A 23,766-nucleotide genomic window follows, 5' to 3' on the forward strand; every position below is an offset into this window, starting at 1 on the left:
AAATAGACACAATATTTGTCAGAGAGATGGGAGAGGCTTGACATGGGTTCGATGTTTAAGAAGAGCAAACGGCGTTCTCTTCTGATCGGGCTCGTTTGGATCGTGGGATTCATCATTGTGATTGGAAGATTGTTTTGGCTGCAAGCGGTGGACCATAACAAATTGCTCGCGGCGGCCAAAGAAACGTGGATCAAAGAAGATGCACTTCGCCCCAAACGAGGCACTGTTTATGACCGGACCAAGCAGCAGCAATTGGCATGGGAAGTGGACGCTTATTACTTTGTCGCAGACACCCGGCAGGTGAAAAATCCTGAAAAAACCGCAAAGTATCTGGCACCGGTGTTGAAAATAAAAGAAGACGAGTTGGTCAAATTGCTGTCGAAGGATTCAGACTCTGTGGAACTCCGGTACAATGGGAAGTACAAGTATCCGGAAGAGACACTCAATCAGGTGGAATCCTTAAAAAAGGACGGGCTTATCCAAGGCATTTATGCTTTTCCCACTTTCATGAGGCAGTATAACGGAACCATGGCCGCTCATGTTTTGGGATTTTTGCGGTATGATGACACAGCCGTTGGCGGCATCGAAAAATATTACGATAAATGGCTCAGGGGAAAAGAAGGTTACATCAAATACCTGAAGGCCAGAAACGGTGTGATGGTCACGGATCAGCCGGAAAAAAACCAGCCTCCGGAGCATGGGAAAGATCTTGTCTTAACCATTGATTCGCGCATCCAACATCAAGTGGAACTGGAGTTGGACGAAGCGATCAGTGCTCATGAGGCCAAAGGGGGAACGGCGATTGTCGCTGATCCCAATACGGGAGAAATTTTGGCCATGGCATCCCGCCCGACTTTTGACCCGAACCGGTATGCCGAGACCCTGAGTGACGAAAACAGTATCAACCGGGCCGTGCAAGGACAGTTTGAACCTGGCTCCACCTTTAAGATTGTGACTTTGGCCGCGGCGATTGAAGAAGGCATATTCAATCCGGATCAAACATTCCCGTCCGGCTCGATCCGGGTGGATGACCGGGTGATCCATGATTGGAACGGAAGCGGATGGGGAAACATCACGTTTCGGGACGGAATCAAGCTGTCCAGCAATGTCGCTTTTGTCATTCTGGGGCAAAAGTTGGGCGCACAGAAATTAACGGATTACATCAACCGGTTTGGTTTCGGAAATATCACGGAGCAATACGGGAAAAAAACCGGAATCGACCTGCCGGCAGAGGGAAGGGGATACTTTTTCGGACGGAACCTGTATGCCACGGAATTGGCCACCACCTCATTCGGACAAGGGATTTCGGTCACACCGATTCAGCAAGTTGCAGCCGTGAGCGCCATTGCCAACGGCGGTGTCTGGAAGACCCCCCATATCATGAAATCGATATGGGAACCAGGGTTGAAAAAAGAAGTGAAATCTTTTCAACCCGAAAGCCGTCGGATCGTAAAAGAATCCACGGCAAAACAAGTGCGGGAGTTATTGCGTGGGGTGGTACAAAACGGAACCGGTGTCGAAGCCGATTTACCGGGCTATGGTGTGGCCGGAAAAACGGGGACGGCACAAAAACCGGATCCGGACGGGGGATACATGGAGAATCAATACATCGTATCCTTTATCGGTTTTGCCCCGTATGACAAGCCTGAAGTGGTCGTATATGTCGCCATTGATGAGCCGTCATCGTCCAAAAATGCCACCGGGGGAACAGTGGCCGCTCCGATCGCCAGGGAGATCATGAAAAAATCGCTGCAAATCAGGCAAGTACAACCAAATGACAAATTCGCCGAGACGATTAAATAAAGGGATGGAAAGACCCGCTTTTAAAGCGGGTCTTTTTTTTATGGAAGAAGACAGGCTGTGTCATTTTTTTCCGGCGGATTTCATAGTTTTAGAGTAAGAGATGGGAAGGAGAGGAAGGGGAAGATGCACGGCCAACAAATCACCGTTCGAAAACGATTGTTTTCTTTGTTTTTGATTTCCGTATTTGTATTTATGGTTTTGATGGCACGGCTTGCTTACGTCCAATTGATTGCCGGCGGGGAATTGGCGGAAAAAGCCAAAGACCTGTGGAGCCGGAATATTCCTTATGAACCGAAACGGGGAAAGATATTGGACCGGAATCAAAAGAAGCTGGCATACAACATCAGTTCCCCTTCCGTCATGGCGATTCCGGCCCAAATCAAAGATCCGGCCGATACAGCAAAGCAATTGGCCCGTATTCTCCAGGCACCCGAACAAAAAATCTATGAAAAAATCACACAGCGGCAATTGATTGTTAAACTTCATCCGTGGGGGAGAAAGATTTCGGAAGAGAAAGCACGGCAAATTCAAGGGCTCAGGCTCCCGGGGATTGCCATTGCAGAAGACAGTAAACGGTATTATCCCCATGGCAGTTTTGCCGCCCATCTTTTGGGATTTACCGGGATCGACAATCAGGGGCTGGCCGGGTTGGAATTGATCTATGATGAAAAATTGAAAGGAAAAAAGGGATATGTTTCGTTCAGTGCCACCGCCAGCGGGGACAAATTGCCGGGAGGGGTGGACCGGTTTATTCCCCCTCAGGATGGTCTGGACTTGATGCTTACCCTGGATTACCAGATTCAAACCATCATCGAACGGGAATTGGATCAGGCGATGGCCCAGTATCAACCGGAAAATGCCTTGGCCATTGCCATGAACCCCAATACCGGTGAAATTCTGGGGATGAGCAGCCGTCCCACTTTTCACCCGGATCAGTACAAGGTGACCGACCCGTTGATTTATAACCGGAATCTGCCGATCTGGAAAACATATGAACCGGGATCGACTTTCAAAATTATCACTTTGGCCGCGGCACTGGAAGAAAAGAAAGTGAATTTACAGGATCACTTTCATGATCCCGGTTACATCAAGGTGGGCGGTGCCCGGTTGCGTTGTTGGAAATCGGGAGGCCATGGACATCAGACATTTTTGGAAGTGGTGGAAAACTCCTGCAACCCGGGATTTGTCACGTTGGGACAGCGGCTGGGAAAAGAAACATTGTTTTCCTATATCCGCAAGTTCGGGTTTGGGGAGAAAACCGGGATTGACCTGAATGGAGAAGCACGCGGAATTTTATTTGAGGAAAGTCAAGTGGGGCCGGTTGAATTGGCAACCACGGCATTCGGACAAGGGGTTTCAGTGACCCCGATTCAACAGGTGGCTGCCGTTTCGGCCGCGATCAACGGCGGGAAGCTGATGGTTCCCCACATCGCCAAGGCATGGGTGGATCCGGAAACCGGAAAAGTGGTGGAAGAAGTCAAACCCAAAGTCAAACGGCAGGTCATTTCCGAAGCGACTTCCGCCCAAGTCCGGCAAACCTTGGAGAGTGTCGTGGCGAAGGGGACGGGACGGAAAGCGTTTGTGGATGGATACCGGGTGGGCGGAAAGACCGGAACCGCACAAAAGGTGGGACCGGATGGCAGATACATGCAAAATAACCACATCGTCTCGTTCATCGGCTTTGCGCCGGCGGATGATCCGCAATTGGTCGTCTATGTGGCAGTCGACAATCCCAAGGGAATTCAATTCGGCGGAGTGGTTGCCGCCCCCATTGTCGGCAATATTTTGGATGACAGCTTGCGGTATTTAAAAATCCCCAAACGAACCAAACAAATCCCGCCGGAAAACGGACCGGCAGAAATCCCGATTGTCCCGGCACCCAATTTGGTCAATCAAGACATCGATGAAATTCGTTCCAGTTTATATTCCTTTCCGCTGCAAGTTTATGGAAACGGGCAAAAGGTGATTGATCAAATGCCCAAGCCCGGGCAACGTGTCAAAAAAGGAACGACCATCAAAATCTATTTGGGGGATTCATAGAAAACCCCCGATTGGCTCGTCAACCAGCGCTTCTTTGTTACTTAAATGCAAACAATTTGCAAACAAAATGCAAACATTTCTAAGGGGATTCTGTGGCTTGATTTTGCTCACTCCTTGAATTCTCGGGGGTTTATCCGGTAATTGCAGGAAAGTGCGTACTTGCCAAGGAAAGTGACAAATGATAGAAAGGAGATTAAAATAGGGTATGTGAATAGACCATGCCAGGAATACCCCTGGCATTTTCTGTTGTCTTTCTGTTGTCGAAAAGGAGGAAGAAGATGCGAATATGTGAGTTAATCCGGCCGTTAATGTTGTACAAGACGACAGGGGATCTGATGACCGAAATTCATGGCATCCAAATCGATTCCCGTCAGGTTCAGCCGGGAGACTTGTTTATTGCTCTGAGAGGGACGAAGGTGGATGCCCACCGTTTTGTCGAGCAGGCGGTGGCCAACGGCGCCGCGGCGGTCATGGTGGAAAAACCGGTTGATTTGCCGGGCATTCCCGTGATTCAAGTGCCTGACACACGCAGAGCGATGGCCGTGGTGGCTGCGAAATTTTACCACTATCCGACGCAAGAATTAAAGCTGATTGGAGTGACGGGAACAAACGGAAAGACAACCACGACTTATCTGATTGAACAGCTTCTCAGACACAAAGGTTCTCTAACCGGCGTGATCGGAACCATTCAGACAAAAATCGGAAAGAAAAAGTTTGCAACCAAAAATACAACTCCCGAAGTGACAGATTTGCAAAAAACGTTTCGAATGATGAAAGATGAGGGTTGTGAGTATTCTGTCATCGAAGTTTCATCGCATGCTTTGGACATGGGAAGAACCAGAGGTTGTCAATTTCGGATCGCTGTTTTCACGAATTTGACGCAAGATCATTTGGATTATCATGAGACGATGGAAAACTACCGCGAAGCGAAAAGTTTGCTGTTCAGTCAATTGGGAAATGCTTATGCGGAAGATTTAGAAGATAATGCGTTTGCCGTTTTCAACGCGGATGACAAAGCTTCCGGTTATTTCATGCAACGGACGCCGGCGCAGGTGATTACCTACGGCATCGAGCAGCCTGCTGACGTCACGGCGGAAAATATCCGGTTTTCATCTTCGGGAACGACCTTTACGTTAAAGACATTTCGCGGAGAAGTTCCCATCCGGTCAAGATTGGTCGGCAAATTTAATGTATATAATGTATTGGCGGCCGTTTCCGTCGCGCTGATTGAAGGCATGGACCTGAAACAGATTCAGTCGGCCTTGGCCAAAGTGGAAGGAATCAGCGGACGGTTTGAACCGGTTGATTTGGGACAGCCTTATTCGGTTCTTGTGGATTACGCCCACACACCGGACAGCCTGGAAAATGCGTTGACCACCATTCGCGAATTTGCCAAGGGTCGGGTGATTTGCATTGTGGGTTGCGGTGGGGACCGCGATCGCAGCAAGCGTCCGCTGATGGCGGAGATTGCGGTGAAAAACAGTGATTTGGCCATTTTCACCTCGGATAACCCTCGTACGGAAAATCCGGTCACGATTTTGGAAGATATGTTGGTCGGGGTGGATCAGTATCCCAAAGACCGTTATTTGGTGGTTGAAAACCGCAAGGAAGCGATTTATGAAGCGGTGGCCAAAGCCAAACCGGAAGATGTGATTTTAATTGCCGGAAAAGGTCATGAAACCTATCAGGAAATCAACGGCGTACGCCATCATTTTGATGACCGGGAAGTGGCCGCCGATGCCATTCGATCCATGTGGGCAAAGTGAGGAATGATGAAATGCAACGTACATGTCAATGGATTTTGGAAACAACCGGCGGAAGCTGGAGGGGAAGCCCTGTCGATCTTCACCGGCTGGTGTGCGGGGTGTCGACAGACACGCGGAACATCCGGGCCAATCAGCTTTATGTTCCGCTTGTTGGCGAACGTTTTGACGGGCATCAGTTTGTAAAGGATGCCGGAGAAAAAGGGGCGGCAGCCGTCTTGTGGCAGCAGGACCGGCCGTTTCCGGAGCTTCACCTCCCTGTCATTGTGGTTGAAGACACGTTGAAAGCATTGCAACAACTGGCTGCCGGATACCGCGCGGAATGTCAGGCCAAAGTCGTAGCGGTGACGGGAAGCAATGGAAAAACCACCACCAAGGATCTCATCGCATCTTTGTTGGCTGAAAAATATGCGGTGCATAAAACGAAAGGAAATCTTAATAATCATATCGGTGTGCCTTTAACCTTGTTATCGATGCCGGAGGAAACGGAAATTGCGGTGATCGAGATGGGAATGAACCATCGCGGGGAGATTTCCGTCCTTTCGAACATTGCCCGTCCGGACGTCGCGGTGATCACCAACATCGGCGAGTCCCATATCGAACATCTGGGGAGCCGGGAAGGAATTGCGAAGGCAAAATTGGAAGTTAAAGATGGACTGTCCCCGACGGGGGCACTGGTGATCGACGGAGATGAACCGTTGCTTCGGAACTTGTTGAAAGAGGAGTCCAGGCTGTTGATCAAAACCGGATGGGAAGCCGATTCTGACGAATCTCCGGAACAAATAGAGGTCAGGGGAACCGAGGGGGTTTCTTTTCAATCCCGGAAAACCGGTACCCGTTTCACTTTGCCGTTATTGGGAAGGCACAATGTCAAAAACGCGTTGCTTGCCATCGAGGTGGCCCGGTATTTTAAACTTCGGGAAGAGGAGATTGTCCGTGGCCTGGCAAATGTGACCCTGACCGGCATGCGTTTGGAGACGAAGATGGCAAGAAATGGAATGTTGCTGATCGATGATGCCTACAATGCCAGTCCCACATCCATGAAAGCAGCATTGGACTTGTTGGCAGAGATTGAGCCGGAAAAAGAGAAATGGGCTCTTCTGGGAGATATGCTTGAAACCGGAGAACAAGAGGAGCATTATCATAGAGAGTTGGGGGTGTATGCCATGGAAAAAGGCATTCACCGCTTATATACGATTGGCGAACGGGGCCGGTGGATTCATGAGGGAGCTATGAAAGCAAAAGCTTGTGACAATCAAGCCCTCGTTCATTTCCATACGCCGGATGAAGCTGTAGAAACATTGCTCCGGGAAGGACATCCAGAGACCATCCTCTTAGTCAAAGCTTCACGTGCAGCGAGGCTCGATCAGATTGTCAAAAATATGACTGAAGGAGCGTAGGGGAAGAACTATGGGGAATCTAGAATTTCGATTTATTTTAATTCCACTTGCAGTTGCTTTTGGTATTGCCGTCATCCTGGGACCGATGATCATTCCGGTGTTAAAACGGTTGAAATTTGGTCAAAGCATCCGTGAGGAAGGGCCGCAAGCCCATTTGAAAAAAGCGGGAACCCCGACGATGGGCGGAGTGATTATCCTCACCGCGATTGTGTTGACGGCCGTTCCGCTCAGCAGTTTGACCTTGTTGAACAACAACGATGCCATTATTAACGCAGACCTGTTCTTTTTGGTGTTTGCGACATTGGGTTACGGAATTCTCGGCTTTTTGGATGATTATATTAAAGTGGTTATGAAACGGAATCTCGGACTGACCGCCAACCAGAAATTACTCGGTCAGCTGTTTATCGGTTTGGTTCTTTTCTGGGTGCTTTTGGAAGTGCGGACAGGCGGTCCCAACAACTATATTTTCAGCTTGGACATTCCTTTTACTGATTTGACCATTCATCTGAATTGGTTATATCTGCCTCTTCTCTTGTTAATGATGATCGGTGCTTCCAATGCCGTGAACCTGACGGATGGTTTGGATGGCTTATTGGCTGGAACAGCAGTGAGTGCGTACGGCGCTTATGCCGTGATCGGGATTTTGCAAAGCAACCCGACGGTGACGATTTTTTCCGTGGCCGTGGTCGGAGCGCTTCTGGGATTCTTGGTGTTTAATGCCAATCCGGCTAAAGTGTTTATGGGAGATACCGGTTCATTGGCTCTCGGCGGCGGCATTGCAGCGTTGGCCGTGATTACGAAAACGGAATTATTGTTACCCATTATCGGTGGAATTTTTGTGATTGAAACATTGTCTGTGATGATCCAGGTGACTTCATTTAAATTCCGTGGCAAACGGGTGTTTCGCATGAGCCCGTTACACCACCACTTTGAATTGTGCGGCTGGTCTGAGTGGCGGGTGGTGACCACCTTTTGGTTCTTCGGTCTGGTACTCGCCGGTTTGGGTGTCTTCTTGGAGATGTGGTTGTAATGAAAAATACCGGAATTTGGGCGGGCCGCCAGGTGGTTGTTTTGGGGCTGGCCCGCAGTGGAGTTGCTGTTGCAAAATGTTTGCATGAGTTGGGCGCCAACGTGGTGGTCAATGATTTAAAACCGCGGGAAGCATGTCCCGAAGCCGAAGAATTGGAAGGAATCGGGATCCCGGTTCTTTGCGGAAGTCATCCGGATGATTTGATCCATGATGAAGTGGATTGGTTGGTGAAAAATCCGGGCATTCCTTATCATGCCAAACCGGTGGCTCAAGCATTGGAAAAGGGGATCCCCGTCATAACGGAAGTGGAGATCGCCGGACTCCTTTCCGATTCGCCGGTCATCGGAATCACGGGTTCCAACGGAAAAACCACCACCACAACCCTGGTGGGGGAAATGTTGACCAAAAGCGGAATCCAAAATCAGGTGGCCGGAAACATCGGACAAGCATTGACGGAAGCGGTCCGCTCCAACCCGGACAACGGGTGGCTGGTTGCGGAGCTCAGCAGCTTTCAGTTGAAAGGCACCCGCACATTCAAACCTGACATCGCTTGTCTCCTGAATGTTTATCCGGCGCATTTGGACTACCATTCGAATATGGAAGATTATATTGCTTCCAAAATGAAATTGTTTCAAAATCAGACGCCGGAAGACATCGCCGTCCTGAACCGGGATCATCCGGTATGTCAAGAGGCGGCCGGACAAATCAAAAGTGAGGTTTGGTGGTTCAGCCGGAAGGAGGAAGTGCCGGAAGGAGTGTTTGTCCGAGAGGGCATGGTGACCGCCCGGATCGGGGACAAAACGGAACCCGTCCTTCCGGTGAATGACATTGCCCTGCGCGGTGAATTCAACCTGGAAAATGTACTGGCGGCCACCGCGATGAGTCTGGCAGCCGGAGCGGACGTGTCTGCGATCCGTGAGGTGCTGAAAAACTTTCGCGGGGTGGAGCACCGCTTGGAATTTGTGGCTGAGATCAACGGAGTCCGTTTTTACAATGATTCCAAAGCGACCAATCCGCAAGCGGCTTCCAAAGCCTTGGAATCCTTTCGTGAACCCGTCATCTGGATCGGGGGAGGATTGGACCGGGGCATCGACTTTAAAGAGTTGATCCCGGTTTTTAACAAAAGGGCGAAAGCGTTGATTGCATACGGCCAAACCAAAGAGATCCTGACCCGGCGGGGAAAGGATGCCGGGCTGAAAGATGTGTATTCCGTGGACGGTTTGGAAACGGCTGTGAAACGGGCATTTGACCTGGCCCGGCCCGGGGATGTGGTGTTGCTCTCCCCGGCATGTGCAAGCTGGGACCAGTTCACCTCTTTTGAGGAAAGGGGAAGCATATTTAAGAAGACTGTGCATAATCTTCAAGTATAAGAGCTTGCCCAAATTTTCAAGAGGTGAAAACGCCCATGAATCCAAAGAGCCAAACACCCGATATCGTCATTGTGGTTGCGATCGTTTTGCTTTTGACCATCGGTGTATTGATGGTGTACAGCGCAAGTGCCGCTTTTGCTTATCATAAATACGACGACGCGTTTTATTTCGCCAAGCGGCAATTCTTGTTTGCATCTTTGGGTGTTTTCTTGATGTTTTGGATTGCAAAACTGGACCCGGAAAAGTTTCGTGAATGGGCGAAACCAGGGATTGTGATATGTTTCATTCTGTTGTTGATCGTCTTGATCCCCGGGGTTGGAATTTTGCGTAACGGTGCAAGAAGCTGGTTGGGAATCGGGGCTTTCAGCATCCAGCCTTCCGAGTTTATGAAACTGGCCATGATTATGTTTTTGTCCCGCATATTTTCCAACCCCGACTATGACATCAAACATTTTACCCGGGGTTTTTTACCTGCACTTCTGTTGTTGGGGCTCGCTTTCGGGCTTATCATGATGCAGCCGGACCTGGGAACGGGCACCGTTTTGATGGGAGCCGGAATTATTTTGATTTTTGCTGCCGGAGCCAGAAAAAAACATTTGGCTTTCTTTTTCTTATTGGGTGTGGTCGGATTCGTCATGCTGATACTGGCTGCACCTTACCGTATTCAACGGATTGTCGCTTTTTTAAATCCGTGGCAGGATCCGCTTGGTGCGGGTTATCATTTGATCCAGTCATTATATGCCATCGGCCCCGGCGGGCTCATGGGGCTGGGGCTTGGCATGAGCAAACAAAAACACCTGTATCTTCCCGAACCGCATACGGATTTTATTTTTTCGATTTTAGCCGAAGAGTTGGGTTTTTTGGGAGCGGCCACGGTGATTTTGCTGTTTGCCGTCCTGGTATGGCGCGGCATCCGGGTGGCCATGGGTGTTCCCGACATGTTTTACAGCTTGGTGGCAACAGGGATCACGGCGATGATCATCATTCAGGCCGTGATCAATATCGGGGTTGTCTCCGGGGTTTTTCCAGTGACCGGAATCACATTGCCTTTTTTGAGTTACGGAGGTTCTTCCCTCACATTGACATTAGCAGCCGTAGGAATATTGATGAATTTATCGCGGTTTGTACGTAAATCCAAATAATCAGGAGGAAGGATCATGAAACGAATCTTGTTATCCGGTGGCGGAACCGGCGGGCATATTTACCCGGCTTTGGCAATTGCCCGGGCAGTCAGAAAAAAATTCCCGGATGTGGAAATCGCTTATATCGGTACCAGTGAAGGATTGGAATCACGAATTGTTCCCAAAGAAGGGAACATTCATTTTTATACCGTGGAAATCCAAGGGTTTAAGAGAAGCGTTTCTTGGGAAAACGTCCACACCTTGCACAAATTCATCAAAGCCGTTCGCAAATCCAAAGAATATATGCGCGAATTTGAGCCGGATGTGGTGGTGGGAACCGGCGGTTACGTCAGTGGTCCGGCTGTGTATGCGGCCCATCAGATGGGAATTCCGACCCTGATTCATGAGCAAAATGTCGTGTTGGGCTTGACCACCAAATTTTTATCGCGGTTTGTGGATGTGGTTGCCATCAGCCTGGAGGAATCGCAAAAATATTTGAGCCGTGCCAACCGCATTGTATTCACCGGCAACCCGAGGGCGACCGAAGTGGTACAAGCCAATGCCGCGAACGGGAGAAAATCTTTGGGAATCACGGATGCCCACAAACCGATTATCTTGATTTTCGGGGGAAGCCGGGGAGCCAAAGCCATTAATGAAGCGGTTCTCGAAATGATCCCCCGCATGAAAGAAATGCCGGATGTCCATTTTGTCTATGTGACTGGCGAAGTTCACTATGATAAAATTCGTGAAATGGTTGAAACCGATGATATCCCCAATCTGGATATCAAGCCGTTTATCTATAACATGCCGGATGTGCTGGCAGCCACTTATCTGGTGGTTGGACGAGCAGGGGCTTCGACGCTGGCCGAGTTGACAGCATTGGGTTTACCCTCTATTCTGATTCCGTCCCCTTATGTCACCAACAACCACCAGGAAGCCAATGCAAGATGGCTGGAGGAACAAGGGGCATCCAAAATGCTTCTGGAAAGTGAATGCACGGGCGAAAACTTGTGGCGTGAAGTGAAACGGCTGATTGAAAATAAAGAGGAACATCATGCGATGAGTGAAGCGGCCAGCCGTCTGGGGCGCCCCCATGCGGCGGAAGTATTGGTCAGCGAGTTGGAAAAAATTGCAGTTACCCATGAATGAGAAAAGTAGGGTCTCTACCAATTAGACGTTCGTCACAATCAGTACGGACCGGCATAAACTATGTTAAGCCAGTGGTTGGAGGGACTCTTTCGGGGTAGGCGAGGAGGGACGATCAAGTGGAACAAATCATACAAGAGATGAAAAGCATCGGAATTCAGGATGTGCGAGTCAATGAACCTTTGTCCCGCCATACGACGTGGAAAGTGGGAGGCCCTGCCGATCTCCTGATCTATCCGCGCAATAAGGAAGAATTGGAACAGGCGATGCAGGTGGTGTACCGGCATCAGATTCCTTGGAGAGTGATTGGCAGAGGGTCCAATCTGTTGGTGCGGGATGGTGGAATCCGGGGTGTGGTGTTCAAATTGGATGAAGGGTTTAACGAGTTGAAAGTGGATGGAACCCGGGTCACCGCCGGCGGCGGGTATTCCACCATCTTGCTGGCAACCATGACCTCCAGACAAGGGCTGACCGGATTGGAGTTTGCGGCGGGAATCCCCGGTAACGTGGGGGGCGCCGTCTACATGAATGCGGGTGCGCATGGTTCTGACATTTCTAAAGTTCTTCATTCCGCGACTGTGCTTTTGGAAACCGGTGAATGGGTGACATTGTCGAATGAAGAGATGGAATTTCGCTATCGTACTTCCGTGCTTCAAACCAAACTGAAAGGAATCGTGACCGAAGCTTCCTTCACATTGGAGTACGGTGAACGGGATGAGATCATGTCGCGGCTGACTTCTTATAAAGACCGCCGGAGAAAGACACAGCCATTACAATATCCTTGCGCTGGTAGTGTTTTCAGAAATCCGCCGGGGGATTACGCCGGCCGCCTGATCCAGGAAGCCGGTTTAAAGGGCTTTCGGATCGGGGATGCCGAAGTGTCTACCACGCATGCGAACTTTATTATCAACCGGGGTAATGCCACGGCCAAAAATGTTTTGCAATTGATCGAGCACATCATTCAAACCATTGATGAGAAATACAATATCCGTCTCGAACCGGAAGTGCAGGTGGTGGGTGAAGAGTAAACGGAGGTGACACATTGGAACGGTTTGTGATTGAAGGTGGCAAACCTCTGTCCGGATCTGTTCGTGTCCAAGGATCAAAAAATGCAACCTTACCCATCCTGGCTGCTACGGTTTTAGCCGAAGGAATTCACCAAATCGAAAACGTTCCCGGACTGACCGACATTTTTGCAATGTGTAAGATTTTGGAGTCGTTGGGGGCGGAAATCGTTCGTGAACGGTCGACGTTGTATGTGGATACACGGAACATGGAAAGACATTGCATTCCGGAACATCTAATGAGGCAAATCCGGTCATCGGTTTTTCTGATGGGGCCGTTGCTTTCACGCCTTCAGCGGGTTCGTGTGACCAAACCCGGGGGATGCAATATCGGTGCACGGCCGATTGATCTCCATCTCAAAGGGCTTGCCATGTTGGGAACGGAAATTGTGGAGACGGATGGGATCATTCAGTGCGAAGCGCCCAAACTGACCGGCACACACATCCCGTTGGAGTTTCCGAGTGTCGGCGCCACGGAAAACATCATGATGGCGGCGGTGTGTGCCGAAGGGGAGACCATCATTGAAAATGCAGCTTGTGAGCCGGAAATCGTTGAGTTGGCAACATACCTGACCAAAATGGGAGCTCAGATTGAAGGAGCCGGCACGCCCGAGATTCGGGTCATTGGGGTCGATTATTTGACAGCCGCTTCCCATCAGGTCATGTCCGACCGGATTGCCGCGGGCACTTTCGCAATTGCCTCGGCAATCACCGGGGGAAAATTGGTTATGAAAGGGATCAAGGAAGCTGAGATGGAAGGGCTCGCCGAACATCTTGAGCCATTGGGGGTTCATTTCAGTCGGGATCCGGAGGGCATCCGGGTAAAGGCGGGTTCATCCATCCGGCCGGCTTCTGAATTGGTGACAAAGCCGTTTCCCGGATTTCCGACCGATATGCAACCACAAACCATGGTCCTGCTTGCGCTGGCGGAGGGCGAAAGCCGGGTGACCGAAAACATTTTTGAACGGCGCCTGAAACATGTGCATGAATTGAAGAAAATGGGAGCGGATATGCATTTGAACGGGCGTACGGTCACGATTCGCGGGGTAAAAAGACTGAAGGGAGCGGAAGTGTTTGCATCAGATTTGCGTTCCGGAGCGGCATTGGTGATCGCCGGATTGGCGGCTTGCGGCCGGACCATTGTTCATGGCGTTCATCATATTGACCGGGGTTATGAGCCAATGGAGGAAACATTCGGACAATTGGGAGGAAATATCAAACGGATCAAGAAGGATGCTGAACAGTAGCACAGATTGTGCCGCTGTTTTTTTGTGCGAAAACCTTTCAACATCCCATATTTGTGGTAATATATAGGGAAGATTATATTTTTTGCATCTTGGTCAGTCAGGCGAAAGCAGAGGAAAGGAGTATCATTTGGTGGATGAACGCATTCCTCCCTTTCGCAATTGGATTGGCAAAAAACGGTCCCCGTCACCATGGATTTTGGCATTTATCTTTTTGTTTTTTATGGGAGCGTTGTTTGCCATATTCTTGCGATCGCCGCTGAGTAAAATCAAAGAGATTCAAGTGTCCGGAAACCAATTGGTATCAACCGAAACGATTTTAAAGAAAGCGCAGATACAGGAAGGGGTTTCTTTTTTTGGTGTCCAACCCGACGAAATCGCAAGTCAAATCCGGACCATTCCCGAAGTCCGTCACGCAGAGGTCAAAAAATCGTTTCCGGACAAAGTGACCATTTTGATTCGGGAAAAACCGGTTGTCGGTTGGTTTGAAACCAAAGATCAGAAACATCTCCCCATTTTATTGGACGGTACTATTTTACCTCACCGGCAGCTTTCATTCAAATCTGACCGGATTTTATTTAAAGGATGGGATCTTGCCTATCCCATGCTGCAACAAACAGTGAAAGAAATTGGAAAAATCCCTCCGATGATTCAACGTTCCATCAAAGAAGTCCGACCCGTTTCCAAACACCAGGATCAAGTGGAAATTTTAACCGGTTATCATCACCGCATTTTTGTGCGAGTGGAAGATCTTTCACAAAAAATGAATTACTATCCCTCGTTTTTTAAACATCCGCAAGGTACACTGTATTTGTTGGAAAGCATCTGGTTTATTCCGGATGACGGAGCGGAGCCGGCAACCTGATATGAGGTGGAAGATTGTTTAAAAAGAAAAACATGGAAATAGGAATATAAATAAAAATGTTTTGCTTTAGAGGGGATCACTCTGTGATTGTTGAATATGGTTTGTAAGAGTTTCCTCCCTTTTCCTTAATATATTTTCATTCTAAAATGGATACCCATACATTAAGACTGACTCCCGGGCAAGGAGGTGCCCAGAATTGAGCAATGAGGATTTCGTTATCACTTTGGATATTGGATCTTCACAAGTTCGTGTCATCGTAGCCGAAATCAACGCAGACGGAACACCACACATTGTGGGAGTAGGGACGGCAGAGTCACAAGGAATGAAAAAGGGAGCTATCATCAATATTGATCAAGCCGTACAATCAATACGTGAAGCGGTGGATCATGCTGAACGCATGGTTGGCATAGAGATTTCCGAGGTGTTTGTCGGAGTGTCTGGACACCATGTCTCTTTGCAGCCGAGCCATGGTGTTGTTGCTGTTTCCAGTGAAGACAGGGAGATCAGCCTTCATGACATTGACCGTGTGTTGCAAGCGGCGCGTGTGATTGCGTTGCCGCCGGAACGGGCAGTGATTGAAGTCGTTCCAAAGCAATTTATTGTTGACGGCCTCGATGATATCAAAGATCCAAACGGAATGGTCGGTGTCCGGTTGGAAGTGGATGCGATCATTGTCACCGGGACCAAGACGATATTGACCAATCTGCTTCGCTGTGTGGAGCGGGCGGACTTAAATATCGCCGGAATGGTGTTTTTGCCGCTGGCCGTCAGTGAGCTTTGCCTGTCTGATGATGAGAAAAATCTGGGTGTCGTCATGGTGGACATGGGTGGCGGAACCACGACACTGACGGTTTATCAGCACGGTCACCTTGCAGGAACTTCCGTCATTCCGATTGGTGGGGAATACATAACCAATGACATTGCGATAGGACTCAGGACACAGACCAGTTCAGCCGAGGAAGTGAAATGCAAATACGGGGTTGCCTGTAAAGAATTTGCGTTGACAGACAAGATGTTTAATGTGCAAACGATTGGAACGAGCAGAGACCGGATTGTAACCCAACTGGAGTTGGCGCAAATCATCGAACCCCGGCTGGAAGAAATGTTTCAGTTGATCCGCCAACAGGTCAAAGCCATGGGCTTTTCGGAAGAACCTGCCGGTGGTTATGTGTTGACGGGAGGAGTCATGGCAACACAGTATATCCTGCATGTTGCGCAAAACCAATTGGGCGGAGCCGTACGGATTGCCACTCCCCAAAATATTGGCGTCAAAGAACCCTCATACACCGGCGGAGTCGGCATGATTCACTACTTGCATAAACGCGGGGCTTTCCAAACCGAGTCGCATCGAACCTCCCATCACCCTCCTCGCCAGAAAAAGCAGCGTGGACCGTCGGCTTTTGAAAAAATGAAAAACTGGTTAAATGAATTCATTTAAAAAGATTTTGGTAAGCTTTTGTATTGGAGGGACAAGAATATGTTGGATTTTGATCTTGAAATGGAACAAATTGCCCAGATAAAAGTCATTGGTGTCGGTGGTGGCGGAAGCAATGCAGTCAACCGGATGATTGAGGCGGGCGTGCAAGGGGTCGAATTTATTGCCGTCAACACGGATGCACAGGCTTTAAACCGCTCCAAGGCGCCTGTCCGCCTGCAAATCGGGGAAAAATTGACCAGGGGGCTCGGAGCCGGAGCCAAACCGGAAATCGGAAAAAAAGCGGCTGAAGAAAGCCGGGAACAAATCGAAAGCGTCTTAAAGGGAGCCGACATGGTGTTTGTCACCGCCGGAATGGGTGGAGGCACCGGAACCGGAGCGGCACCGGAGATTGCCGCGGTGGCCCGTGAATTGGGGGCGCTGACTGTCGGTGTGGTCACCAAACCGTTTACTTTTGAAGGACGGAGAAGAGCGAATCAGGCGGAACAAGGGGTTGCGGCATTAAAGGAAAATGTGGACACGTTAATCGTGATTCCCAACGACCGGCTGTTGGAAATCGTTGATAAAAACACCCCGATGCTGGAAGCGTTCAGAGAAGCGGATAACGTGTTGAGACAAGGGGTTCAAGGGATTTCTGATTTGATTGCCGTCCCGGGGCTCATTAACCTTGACTTTGCGGATGTCCGCACCATTATGACGGAACGGGGTTCCGCCTTGATGGGAATCGGTTCGGCCAACGGGGAAAACCGCGCTGCCGATGCGGCCAAAAAAGCGATTTGCAGTCCTTTGCTCGAAACCTCGATCGAAGGAGCCCGCGGTGTGTTGATGAATATCACCGGCGGCACCAATTTGAGTTTGTACGAAGTATATGAAGCGGCGGATATTGTGACCCAGGCTTCCCACTCGGAAGTGAACATGATTTTCGGGGCTGTCATTAATGAAGATCTCAAAGATGAAATTTTGGTCACGGTGATTGCCACCGGCTTCGATCATGAAGAGCAAGAGAAAAAGAGCGCCAAACCGCAATCACAGGGAAAACCTTCATTTGGCGGAAGGGAAGATAACAATTTGAACCCGTTCCAACGCTTGCAAAAAGACCCTGCCCCCAAAAAACCGGATGAAGAAAGCATCATGGATCCTTACGGCAACTTGGAAGTGCCCACTTTCTTACGCAACCGCAAAAACAAATGAACGCCTGTTTGTTGCAACCGGACTCCTTCGGGATTCGGTTGCTTTTTTTGTGCATGCCGTGCGGATGGAGCCTGCATGTTGTTTCCCGGTTCGACGAAAAAAGTCAAATGGGGTTGGCAAGTTTAGACAGACTTTGAAATATAGATTAAGATATACTATTCTCACCCCGATTTGGAGAGAGAGCTTATGACAGTGTATGCGGATGTGATTTTCTTTCTCAACAGCGCAATTGATTTTTTGCTCCTTTGGCTTACTTCCGGGATCCGGAAGCAAAAGGCTGTCTGGTGGCGGTTATTGCTTTCTGCCCTTCTGGGCGGGTTTTACTCGATGTTGCATCTGTGGCCGCAATTTTCCATCGCTTACTTTTTGCCGGTGAAAATCATTGTTTCCATTTTTATGATTTGGATTGCTTTTGGTTTTAAGGATCCGGTTGCTTTTTTCAGGAATTTGGGAATGTTTTATCTTATTTGCTTTATTACGGGAGGAGCGATGGTTGCTTTTCACTATGTCATGACCGGTGACAGCCAGGTGGCCGGAGGCATTTTTTACACGGAGTCCCAACATGGTTGGGGATCCCCGGTCTCATGGGGGCTGATCATTTTCGGATTTCCGTTTGTGTGGTTGTACACCCGCTTGTCATTGCGTTCGTTGGATGAGCGGCAAATGTTTCACCAATTCACAGCCGATGTGAAAATCCGTCTGAAGGATCAAGAATTGTGTTGTGTGGGATTGGTGGACACCGGAAATCAATTGCGGGACCCGATCACCCGCGCGCCGGTGATCATGGTGGAATTGGAGCAGTTAAAACCGCTGCTTCCGGAACCTTTGTGGAAAATAGCAAAAGAGCCGGGGTTTGAAAAAGACTGGGATGAGCTGCCGGCGGATTGGATGAATCGCATTCGCCTGATTCCTTATCGGGCGGCCGGAACAAAGAATAATCTCCTGATGGCCCTCAAACCGGATTATGTCATCATTTCGCAAGGAGAAAATGAGAATAAAATCAAGAAAATTCTCATAGGTATAGATGTCGGAAGTCTTTCATCCGACGGGACTTACCAGGCGATCATTCATCCATCCTGTGTATCAGCCGTTTAAAAGAGGGGGTAAATGGGATGTTTGCCAGATGGAAAATGGCGTTTCAATTATTTTGGTATCGTATTTTAATTCATTTCGGGCTGAAGGGAGAAGAAATCTATTATATCGGAGGCAGCGAAGCCCTTCCGCCGCCGCTGAGCAAAGAAGAAGAAGCCCATTTGTTAGAACGGCTTCCAAGCGGGGATTCGGCCGTCCGGGCCATCCTGATCGAAAGAAACCTGCGCTTGGTTGTGTACATCGCAAGGAAGTTTGAAAACACCGGGATCCATATCGAGGATCTGGTTTCGATCGGAACCATCGGTTTGATTAAAGCGGTGAACACCTTTGATCCGGAGAAAAAAATCAAATTGGCCACCTATGCTTCCCGTTGTATCGAAAATGAAATTTTGATGTTTTTGCGCCGCAACAACAAAGTCCGGTCGGAAGTTTCGTTTGACGAGCCCTTAAACACGGATTGGGATGGAAATGAGTTGCTGCTGTCTGATGTATTGGGGACGGATAATGACATCATTTGCCGCGACATAGAAGAAGAAGTGGATAAAAAAATTTTGCGGACGGCATTATCGCATCTATCAGACCGGGAGCGGAAAATTATGATTTTGCGTTTTGGTCTGGATGGCGGTGAAGAAAAAACACAGAAGGATGTCGCGGATCTGTTGGGAATCTCTCAGTCCTATATTTCCCGTCTTGAAAAAAGAATTATTAAGAGATTGCGTAAAGAATTCAATAAAATGGTTTAATTTCATTTTCATTATAAATTCTCCTTCGCAGGACATACTGTAAGTTAGTTCCATCCTGAGGAGGAGAATTTTTCATGGCACGAAACAAAGTGGAAATCTGCGGTGTGGATACATCAAAACTCCCGGTCCTGAAAAACCAAGAGATGCGTGTATTGTTTCAGAAATATCAAGCCGGAGACCTTGAAGCGAGGGAAAAATTGGTCAATGGGAACCTGCGCTTGGTATTGAGTGTGATTCAGCGTTTTAACAACCGTGGAGAATGCGTGGATGATTTATTCCAAGTCGGATGTATCGGATTAATGAAAGCCATTGATAATTTTGACCTCAGCCAAAATGTTAAATTCTCAACCTATGCCGTGCCGATGATCATCGGAGAGATCCGTCGATATTTGCGGGATAACAATCCGATTCGCGTATCCCGGTCGCTGCGGGATATTGCATACAAAGCACTGCAGGTTCGCGATCAACTAACCAACCGGCATTCCAGGGAACCGACGATCTATGAGATATCGGAAGCATTAAATGTCCCAAAAGAAGATGTAGTGTTTGCACTGGACGCAATTCAAGACCCGGTTTCGTTGTTTGAACCGGTTTATCAGGATGGCGGTGATCCGATTTTTGTCATGGATCAATTAAGTGATGACAAATCCAAAGATATGCAGTGGATTGAAGAGATTGCGCTGAAAGAGGCGCTGAACCGGTTAAACGGAAGAGAAAAAATGATTTTGTCCATGCGTTTTTTCGAAGGAAAAACACAAATGGAAGTCGCGGATGAAATCGGCATTTCCCAAGCTCAGGTTTCACGCTTGGAGAAAGCAGCCATACAACAAATGAATAAATTTATTAATTAAAATAAACCGGAGCTTGCCAACGGGTGGAAATGGCAAGCTTTCTTTGTTACGGAAAAAGTTCCACTTAAAAAAGGGATGTCCCAATTACATTTTCCAGCCTGTTTACATATATATAATAAAAATGAAATGGCAAACGGAGGGCATCTTCCCATGAAAATATCCGAGTTGCAGGAAAAAGATGTGGTGAATATTGCAGACGGGCGCAAGTTGGGACAAATTTATGATTTGGAGTTGGATATGCAAAAAGGCGTGATCCAAGCCATTGTGGTTCCCGGGGAAACGAGATGGTTCGGGCTGGTTTCCGGGGGGCATGAGTGGGTGATTCCATGGCGTCACATTGTAAAAATCGGTTCGGATGTGATTTTGGTCCGGTTGGACAGCGGCCGCTCCTCCCCGATGGCACCCCCTTCCCATTCCATGTTACCGGACGGTGATGAGTACCGTTAATCGGTTTGTTCCGGTGTGAAGATATGGTAATATGGTTGGAAGGGAGGGTGTATATGGAGCCTTTTCGTTATCAACAGAAAAGTGGCGTGCCTTATTTTACGGTGGATGCATGGGAAAACGCATTTCCTCATCTGACCGTGGGTTTTAGCGCCAAAGATCACAGAGAAGATAAATTTTGCCGAAATTACGCACTTCATGTCGGTGATCAACCAAAACAAGTCGTATCCAACCGGAAAGAACTGTCTTCTGTGCTTCAGATGCCTTTTTCCGCCTGGACTTGCGGCGAACAGATCCATGGTGTCCATATCGAAACGGTGGAAGAGAAACACCGGGGATATGGAAAAGACGCGCGGAAAACCGCTTTCCAAGACACCGACGGTATGGTGACAAACGAAACCGGAATCTTGTTGGCGGCCTACTTTGCCGATTGTGTTCCGCTTTATTTTTATGCCCCCGATGTCGATTGGATCGGGATTGCGCATGCCGGTTGGAAAGGAACGGTCGGGGGAATCGGTTCAAAAATGGTCAGACGTTTGCAATCGCTTGGAGCAGATCCCGGAAAAATCCGTGTCGTGATTGGTCCGTCGATCGGCTCCTGTTGTTATGAAGTGGATGAACGGGTATACCGGCCGCTGGAAAACATATTGTCTGATGAAGAAGCCGTAAATGAAGTCGCAGTAAGTCGGGGACGGGGCCGCTGGCAACTGGATTTGAAAAAAGCCAATGCTAAAATTTTGGAAAAAGCCGGCGTCCATCCGCGACATATCCTTTTGTCCCGATTTTGTACAAGCTGTGATAAAGATTATTTTTATTCCCATCGTCGCGATCAGGGAGAAACCGGACGAATGGTTGCATACATCGGAAAGAAGGAAAGGGGATCGGAATGAACGAATTTGCTAACCGGTGGGAAAAAGTGAAACAACGAATCGAGCAGGCGTGTCAGCGTTCCGGCCGGGATCCAAAGGAGGTTCATGTGCTTGCGGTCACTAAATATTTAGATACAGAAGCGACTAAAAACATATTGGACCTGGGGTTGGAGCATGTCGGCGAAAACCGGGTGCAAAACGCCCTTCCCAAATGGGAGGAGTTAAAGGACCGGGGAACTTGGCATTTTATTGGCCATTTGCAACGGCGGAAAGCAAAAGATGTGGTTGGCAAGTTTTCCTATATCCACTCGCTGGACCGTTTTTCCCTCGCGGAAGAAATCAACAAACGGGTTTTGCAAGGCGGATATCCGCCGCAACGTTGTTTTTTGCAAGTCAATGTCTCGGGAGAAGAATCAAAATATGGAATTTCTCCTCAAGAATTAGAAGAATTTGCCCGTGAGGTGGCGAATTTAAACACCATTGACATCACCGGCCTGATGACCATGGCACCCATTGCGGACAACCCCGAAGAAGTGAGGCCTGTCTTTCGTGAATTAAAACGATTGCAAGGAAAATTACAACGGTTAAACCATCCCCGTTTGCAAGTACCTCATTTATCCATGGGCATGTCCCAAGATTTTGAAATTGCCATCGAAGAAGGAGCGACTTGGGTGCGATTGGGCTCTGTTTTGATTGGGGGTGAAAAACGGGGTGGCTAGCCTTTGTGTCGGGAGGCGATTTCCTAATGACATTCATGGATCGGATTATGGGTTTTTTCGGCGTGACCGATGAGGATTTGTACGAAGAAACGGAAGAAGAGCAAGGAACTTCCAGTCCGAAGGGACGAAACAATGTGGTTTCGCTCCATACACAAAAAAACATTCGTATGGTATTATTTGAACCGCGCGCATATGAAGAGTCGCCGGAAATTGCGGATCACTTGAAAAGCCACCGCCCTGTGGTTGTCAACCTGCAAATGGTCCGCCGCGAACAAGGGGTGCGGATCATCGACTTTTTAAGCGGTACCGTCTATGCTTTGGGAGGAAACATTCAAAAACTGGGTGAAAATATCTTTATTTGCACACCGGCGAATGTGGATATCCAGGGATCGATCACAGATCTGTTCAAAGAGGAAGAGGCAAAAAATTTGAGGTGAAGTGGAAAAAATGATTTACTCCATCGTGAACCAGTTTTTCAATATCTATTCGATTGTGCTCATCATTTATGTTTTGTCTTCGTGGTTTCCCAATTTCAGGGACACTCCGGTGGGCGTTTTTCTCGCGAAAGTTTCCGAACCGTATTTGAGTGTGTTTCGCCGCTTCATTCCACCGATCGGCGGGATGATTGACATCTCCCCCATCGTGGCGCTTTTTGTTTTGCATTTCGTAGAATTAGGCGTTTATACAATTATCGGTTGGGTGCTATAATTCTGTGATGTCAAAAGAGAATATTTTTATGCATTTTCGTCCGGAAGAACGCCCTTTTGTGGAACGTTCTTTGGACTATGTGCACCGCGCATCCGACAAAAACCAATTCGTTGTCACTCCATTTTTGGATCCGAGAGAGCAGTTTATTCTGACGTCGGTTGTCAAAAGGGAGCCGGCTCTTCTCTTCTGTCTGGATGGCGGGTATCCGGAAGCAGAGCGAAAGCGCGCTTTGATTGCTCCCGATTATTACGGGGAAAATCCGGAATGGACGGATTTGGTTTTTTACAGACTTGAAACAAAAGATTCAAAAGAACTGAAACACCGTGATGTATTGGGAGCTTTGACGGGTTTGGGAATCAAACGGAACATGCTGGGGGACATCCTGCCACACGCAAAAGGATGTGATATTATCGTTGCCGGCGAGATGGCGGAATATATTTTTTTGGGTATTGGACAAGTCGGACGCCATCGTGTTAGTATAAGGAAGATTAATCGCGCGGAACTGACTCTTCCCGAAAGAAACGGAAAGATCCGGACGGCTTCTGTGGCCTCGATGCGTGTCGATGCAGTAATATCAGAAGGTTATCGGGTCTCTAGAACAAAGGCTGCGTCCATGGTGAAAAGCGGTAAGTGCAAAGTGAATTGGAAATTAGTGGATCAACCGGATTATCCGGTGGCGCCGGGCGACTTGATTTCACTAAGAGGATTTGGACGTTTGGCTGTAGAAAGTATTGAGGGACATAGCAAAAAAGGAAGAATATGGATAAAACTGAGTACTTATCATTGATGGGAGCCCGGATGGATTTTTGCAGGCTTTCGGAAGGACGTTTTTTCATTTTGTAGAATAAGAATGCGTGCAATTTTTTCA

General features: G+C 48.6%; 22 protein-coding genes. All 22 read left to right on the forward strand.

What is annotated here, in order from left to right:
- The first annotated feature begins 42 nt into the window (after positions 1 to 42).
- The gene (locus tag ATH33_RS06475; RefSeq protein ID WP_049720292.1) at positions 43 to 1,803 is read left to right on the forward strand and encodes a peptidoglycan D,D-transpeptidase FtsI family protein; all 1,761 of its coding nucleotides are present in this window, start codon (positions 43 to 45) and stop codon (positions 1,801 to 1,803) included.
- A 123-nt stretch (positions 1,804 to 1,926) separates the two neighbouring features.
- Positions 1,927 to 3,843 (forward strand): stage V sporulation protein D, encoded by a 1,917-nt coding sequence (locus tag ATH33_RS06480; RefSeq protein WP_049720291.1) that lies wholly within the window; start codon positions 1,927 to 1,929, stop codon positions 3,841 to 3,843.
- A gap of 278 nt (positions 3,844 to 4,121) precedes the next feature.
- The gene (locus tag ATH33_RS06485; RefSeq protein WP_037994976.1) at positions 4,122 to 5,609 is read left to right on the forward strand and encodes a UDP-N-acetylmuramoyl-L-alanyl-D-glutamate--2,6-diaminopimelate ligase; all 1,488 of its coding nucleotides are present in this window, start codon (positions 4,122 to 4,124) and stop codon (positions 5,607 to 5,609) included.
- A gap of 11 nt (positions 5,610 to 5,620) precedes the next feature.
- Positions 5,621 to 7,006, forward strand: a complete 1,386-nt coding sequence (locus ATH33_RS06490) for a UDP-N-acetylmuramoyl-tripeptide--D-alanyl-D-alanine ligase (protein ID WP_084712913.1) — start codon at positions 5,621 to 5,623, stop codon at positions 7,004 to 7,006.
- A 10-nt stretch (positions 7,007 to 7,016) separates the two neighbouring features.
- Positions 7,017 to 8,036, forward strand: a complete 1,020-nt coding sequence (gene mraY, locus ATH33_RS06495) for a phospho-N-acetylmuramoyl-pentapeptide-transferase (protein ID WP_037994974.1) — start codon at positions 7,017 to 7,019, stop codon at positions 8,034 to 8,036.
- On the forward strand, positions 8,036 to 9,406 hold the full coding sequence (murD, locus tag ATH33_RS06500) for a UDP-N-acetylmuramoyl-L-alanine--D-glutamate ligase (protein ID WP_121874214.1): 1,371 nt from the start codon (positions 8,036 to 8,038) through the stop codon (positions 9,404 to 9,406). Before mraY ends, murD begins: the two co-directional genes overlap by 1 nt.
- A 35-nt stretch (positions 9,407 to 9,441) precedes the next feature.
- Positions 9,442 to 10,548, forward strand: a complete 1,107-nt coding sequence (gene spoVE, locus ATH33_RS06505) for a stage V sporulation protein E (protein WP_037994969.1) — start codon at positions 9,442 to 9,444, stop codon at positions 10,546 to 10,548.
- Between the two features lie 15 nt (positions 10,549 to 10,563).
- Positions 10,564 to 11,676, forward strand: a complete 1,113-nt coding sequence (gene murG, locus ATH33_RS06510; protein ID WP_037994966.1) for an undecaprenyldiphospho-muramoylpentapeptide beta-N-acetylglucosaminyltransferase — start codon at positions 10,564 to 10,566, stop codon at positions 11,674 to 11,676.
- Between the two features lie 116 nt (positions 11,677 to 11,792).
- Positions 11,793 to 12,701, forward strand: coding sequence for a UDP-N-acetylmuramate dehydrogenase (gene murB, locus ATH33_RS06515; RefSeq protein WP_037994964.1), 909 nt, complete (start codon positions 11,793 to 11,795; stop codon positions 12,699 to 12,701).
- A 14-nt stretch (positions 12,702 to 12,715) separates the two neighbouring features.
- Positions 12,716 to 13,984, forward strand: a complete 1,269-nt coding sequence (gene murA, locus ATH33_RS06520; protein WP_037994961.1) for a UDP-N-acetylglucosamine 1-carboxyvinyltransferase — start codon at positions 12,716 to 12,718, stop codon at positions 13,982 to 13,984.
- A gap of 130 nt (positions 13,985 to 14,114) precedes the next feature.
- Positions 14,115 to 14,846, forward strand: coding sequence for a cell division protein FtsQ/DivIB (locus tag ATH33_RS06525; protein ID WP_121874215.1), 732 nt, complete (start codon positions 14,115 to 14,117; stop codon positions 14,844 to 14,846).
- A 196-nt stretch (positions 14,847 to 15,042) separates the two neighbouring features.
- Positions 15,043 to 16,284: a cell division protein FtsA gene (ftsA, locus tag ATH33_RS06530; RefSeq protein ID WP_121874216.1), complete on the forward strand. Its 1,242-nt coding sequence runs from the start codon at positions 15,043 to 15,045 to the stop codon at positions 16,282 to 16,284.
- Between the two features lie 39 nt (positions 16,285 to 16,323).
- Positions 16,324 to 17,472 (forward strand): cell division protein FtsZ, encoded by a 1,149-nt coding sequence (ftsZ, locus tag ATH33_RS06535; protein ID WP_037994954.1) that lies wholly within the window; start codon positions 16,324 to 16,326, stop codon positions 17,470 to 17,472.
- A gap of 186 nt (positions 17,473 to 17,658) precedes the next feature.
- The gene (gene spoIIGA, locus ATH33_RS06540; RefSeq protein ID WP_037994953.1) at positions 17,659 to 18,567 is read left to right on the forward strand and encodes a sigma-E processing peptidase SpoIIGA; all 909 of its coding nucleotides are present in this window, start codon (positions 17,659 to 17,661) and stop codon (positions 18,565 to 18,567) included.
- 17 nt (positions 18,568 to 18,584) lie between these two features.
- Complete coding sequence (sigE, locus tag ATH33_RS06545; RefSeq protein WP_037994951.1) at positions 18,585 to 19,307, forward strand: RNA polymerase sporulation sigma factor SigE; 723 nt, start codon at positions 18,585 to 18,587, stop codon at positions 19,305 to 19,307.
- A 74-nt stretch (positions 19,308 to 19,381) separates the two neighbouring features.
- The gene (gene sigG, locus ATH33_RS06550) at positions 19,382 to 20,158 is read left to right on the forward strand and encodes an RNA polymerase sporulation sigma factor SigG (RefSeq protein WP_037994949.1); all 777 of its coding nucleotides are present in this window, start codon (positions 19,382 to 19,384) and stop codon (positions 20,156 to 20,158) included.
- Positions 20,159 to 20,308: 150 nt separating this feature from the next.
- Positions 20,309 to 20,605: a YlmC/YmxH family sporulation protein gene (locus tag ATH33_RS06555; protein WP_049720287.1), complete on the forward strand. Its 297-nt coding sequence runs from the start codon at positions 20,309 to 20,311 to the stop codon at positions 20,603 to 20,605.
- 53 nt (positions 20,606 to 20,658) lie between these two features.
- Positions 20,659 to 21,492: a peptidoglycan editing factor PgeF gene (gene pgeF / locus ATH33_RS06560; RefSeq protein WP_037994946.1), complete on the forward strand. Its 834-nt coding sequence runs from the start codon at positions 20,659 to 20,661 to the stop codon at positions 21,490 to 21,492.
- Positions 21,489 to 22,190, forward strand: a complete 702-nt coding sequence (locus tag ATH33_RS06565) for a YggS family pyridoxal phosphate-dependent enzyme (RefSeq protein ID WP_037994944.1) — start codon at positions 21,489 to 21,491, stop codon at positions 22,188 to 22,190. Before pgeF ends, ATH33_RS06565 begins: the two co-directional genes overlap by 4 nt.
- 26 nt (positions 22,191 to 22,216) lie before the next feature.
- On the forward strand, positions 22,217 to 22,627 hold the full coding sequence (locus ATH33_RS06570) for a cell division protein SepF (protein WP_037994942.1): 411 nt from the start codon (positions 22,217 to 22,219) through the stop codon (positions 22,625 to 22,627).
- A gap of 10 nt (positions 22,628 to 22,637) precedes the next feature.
- Positions 22,638 to 22,898 carry a YggT family protein gene (locus ATH33_RS06575; RefSeq protein ID WP_037995137.1) on the forward strand — a complete coding sequence of 87 codons (261 nt, stop codon included), beginning with the start codon at positions 22,638 to 22,640 and terminating at the stop codon, positions 22,896 to 22,898.
- Between the two features lie 28 nt (positions 22,899 to 22,926).
- The gene (locus tag ATH33_RS06580) at positions 22,927 to 23,685 is read left to right on the forward strand and encodes a YlmH family RNA-binding protein (protein WP_049720286.1); all 759 of its coding nucleotides are present in this window, start codon (positions 22,927 to 22,929) and stop codon (positions 23,683 to 23,685) included.
- The last annotated feature ends 81 nt before the right edge of the window (positions 23,686 to 23,766 follow it).

This window comes from Thermoactinomyces vulgaris, from assembly GCF_003688725.1.
GTDB classification, from domain to species: domain Bacteria; phylum Bacillota; class Bacilli; order Thermoactinomycetales; family Thermoactinomycetaceae; genus Thermoactinomyces; species Thermoactinomyces vulgaris.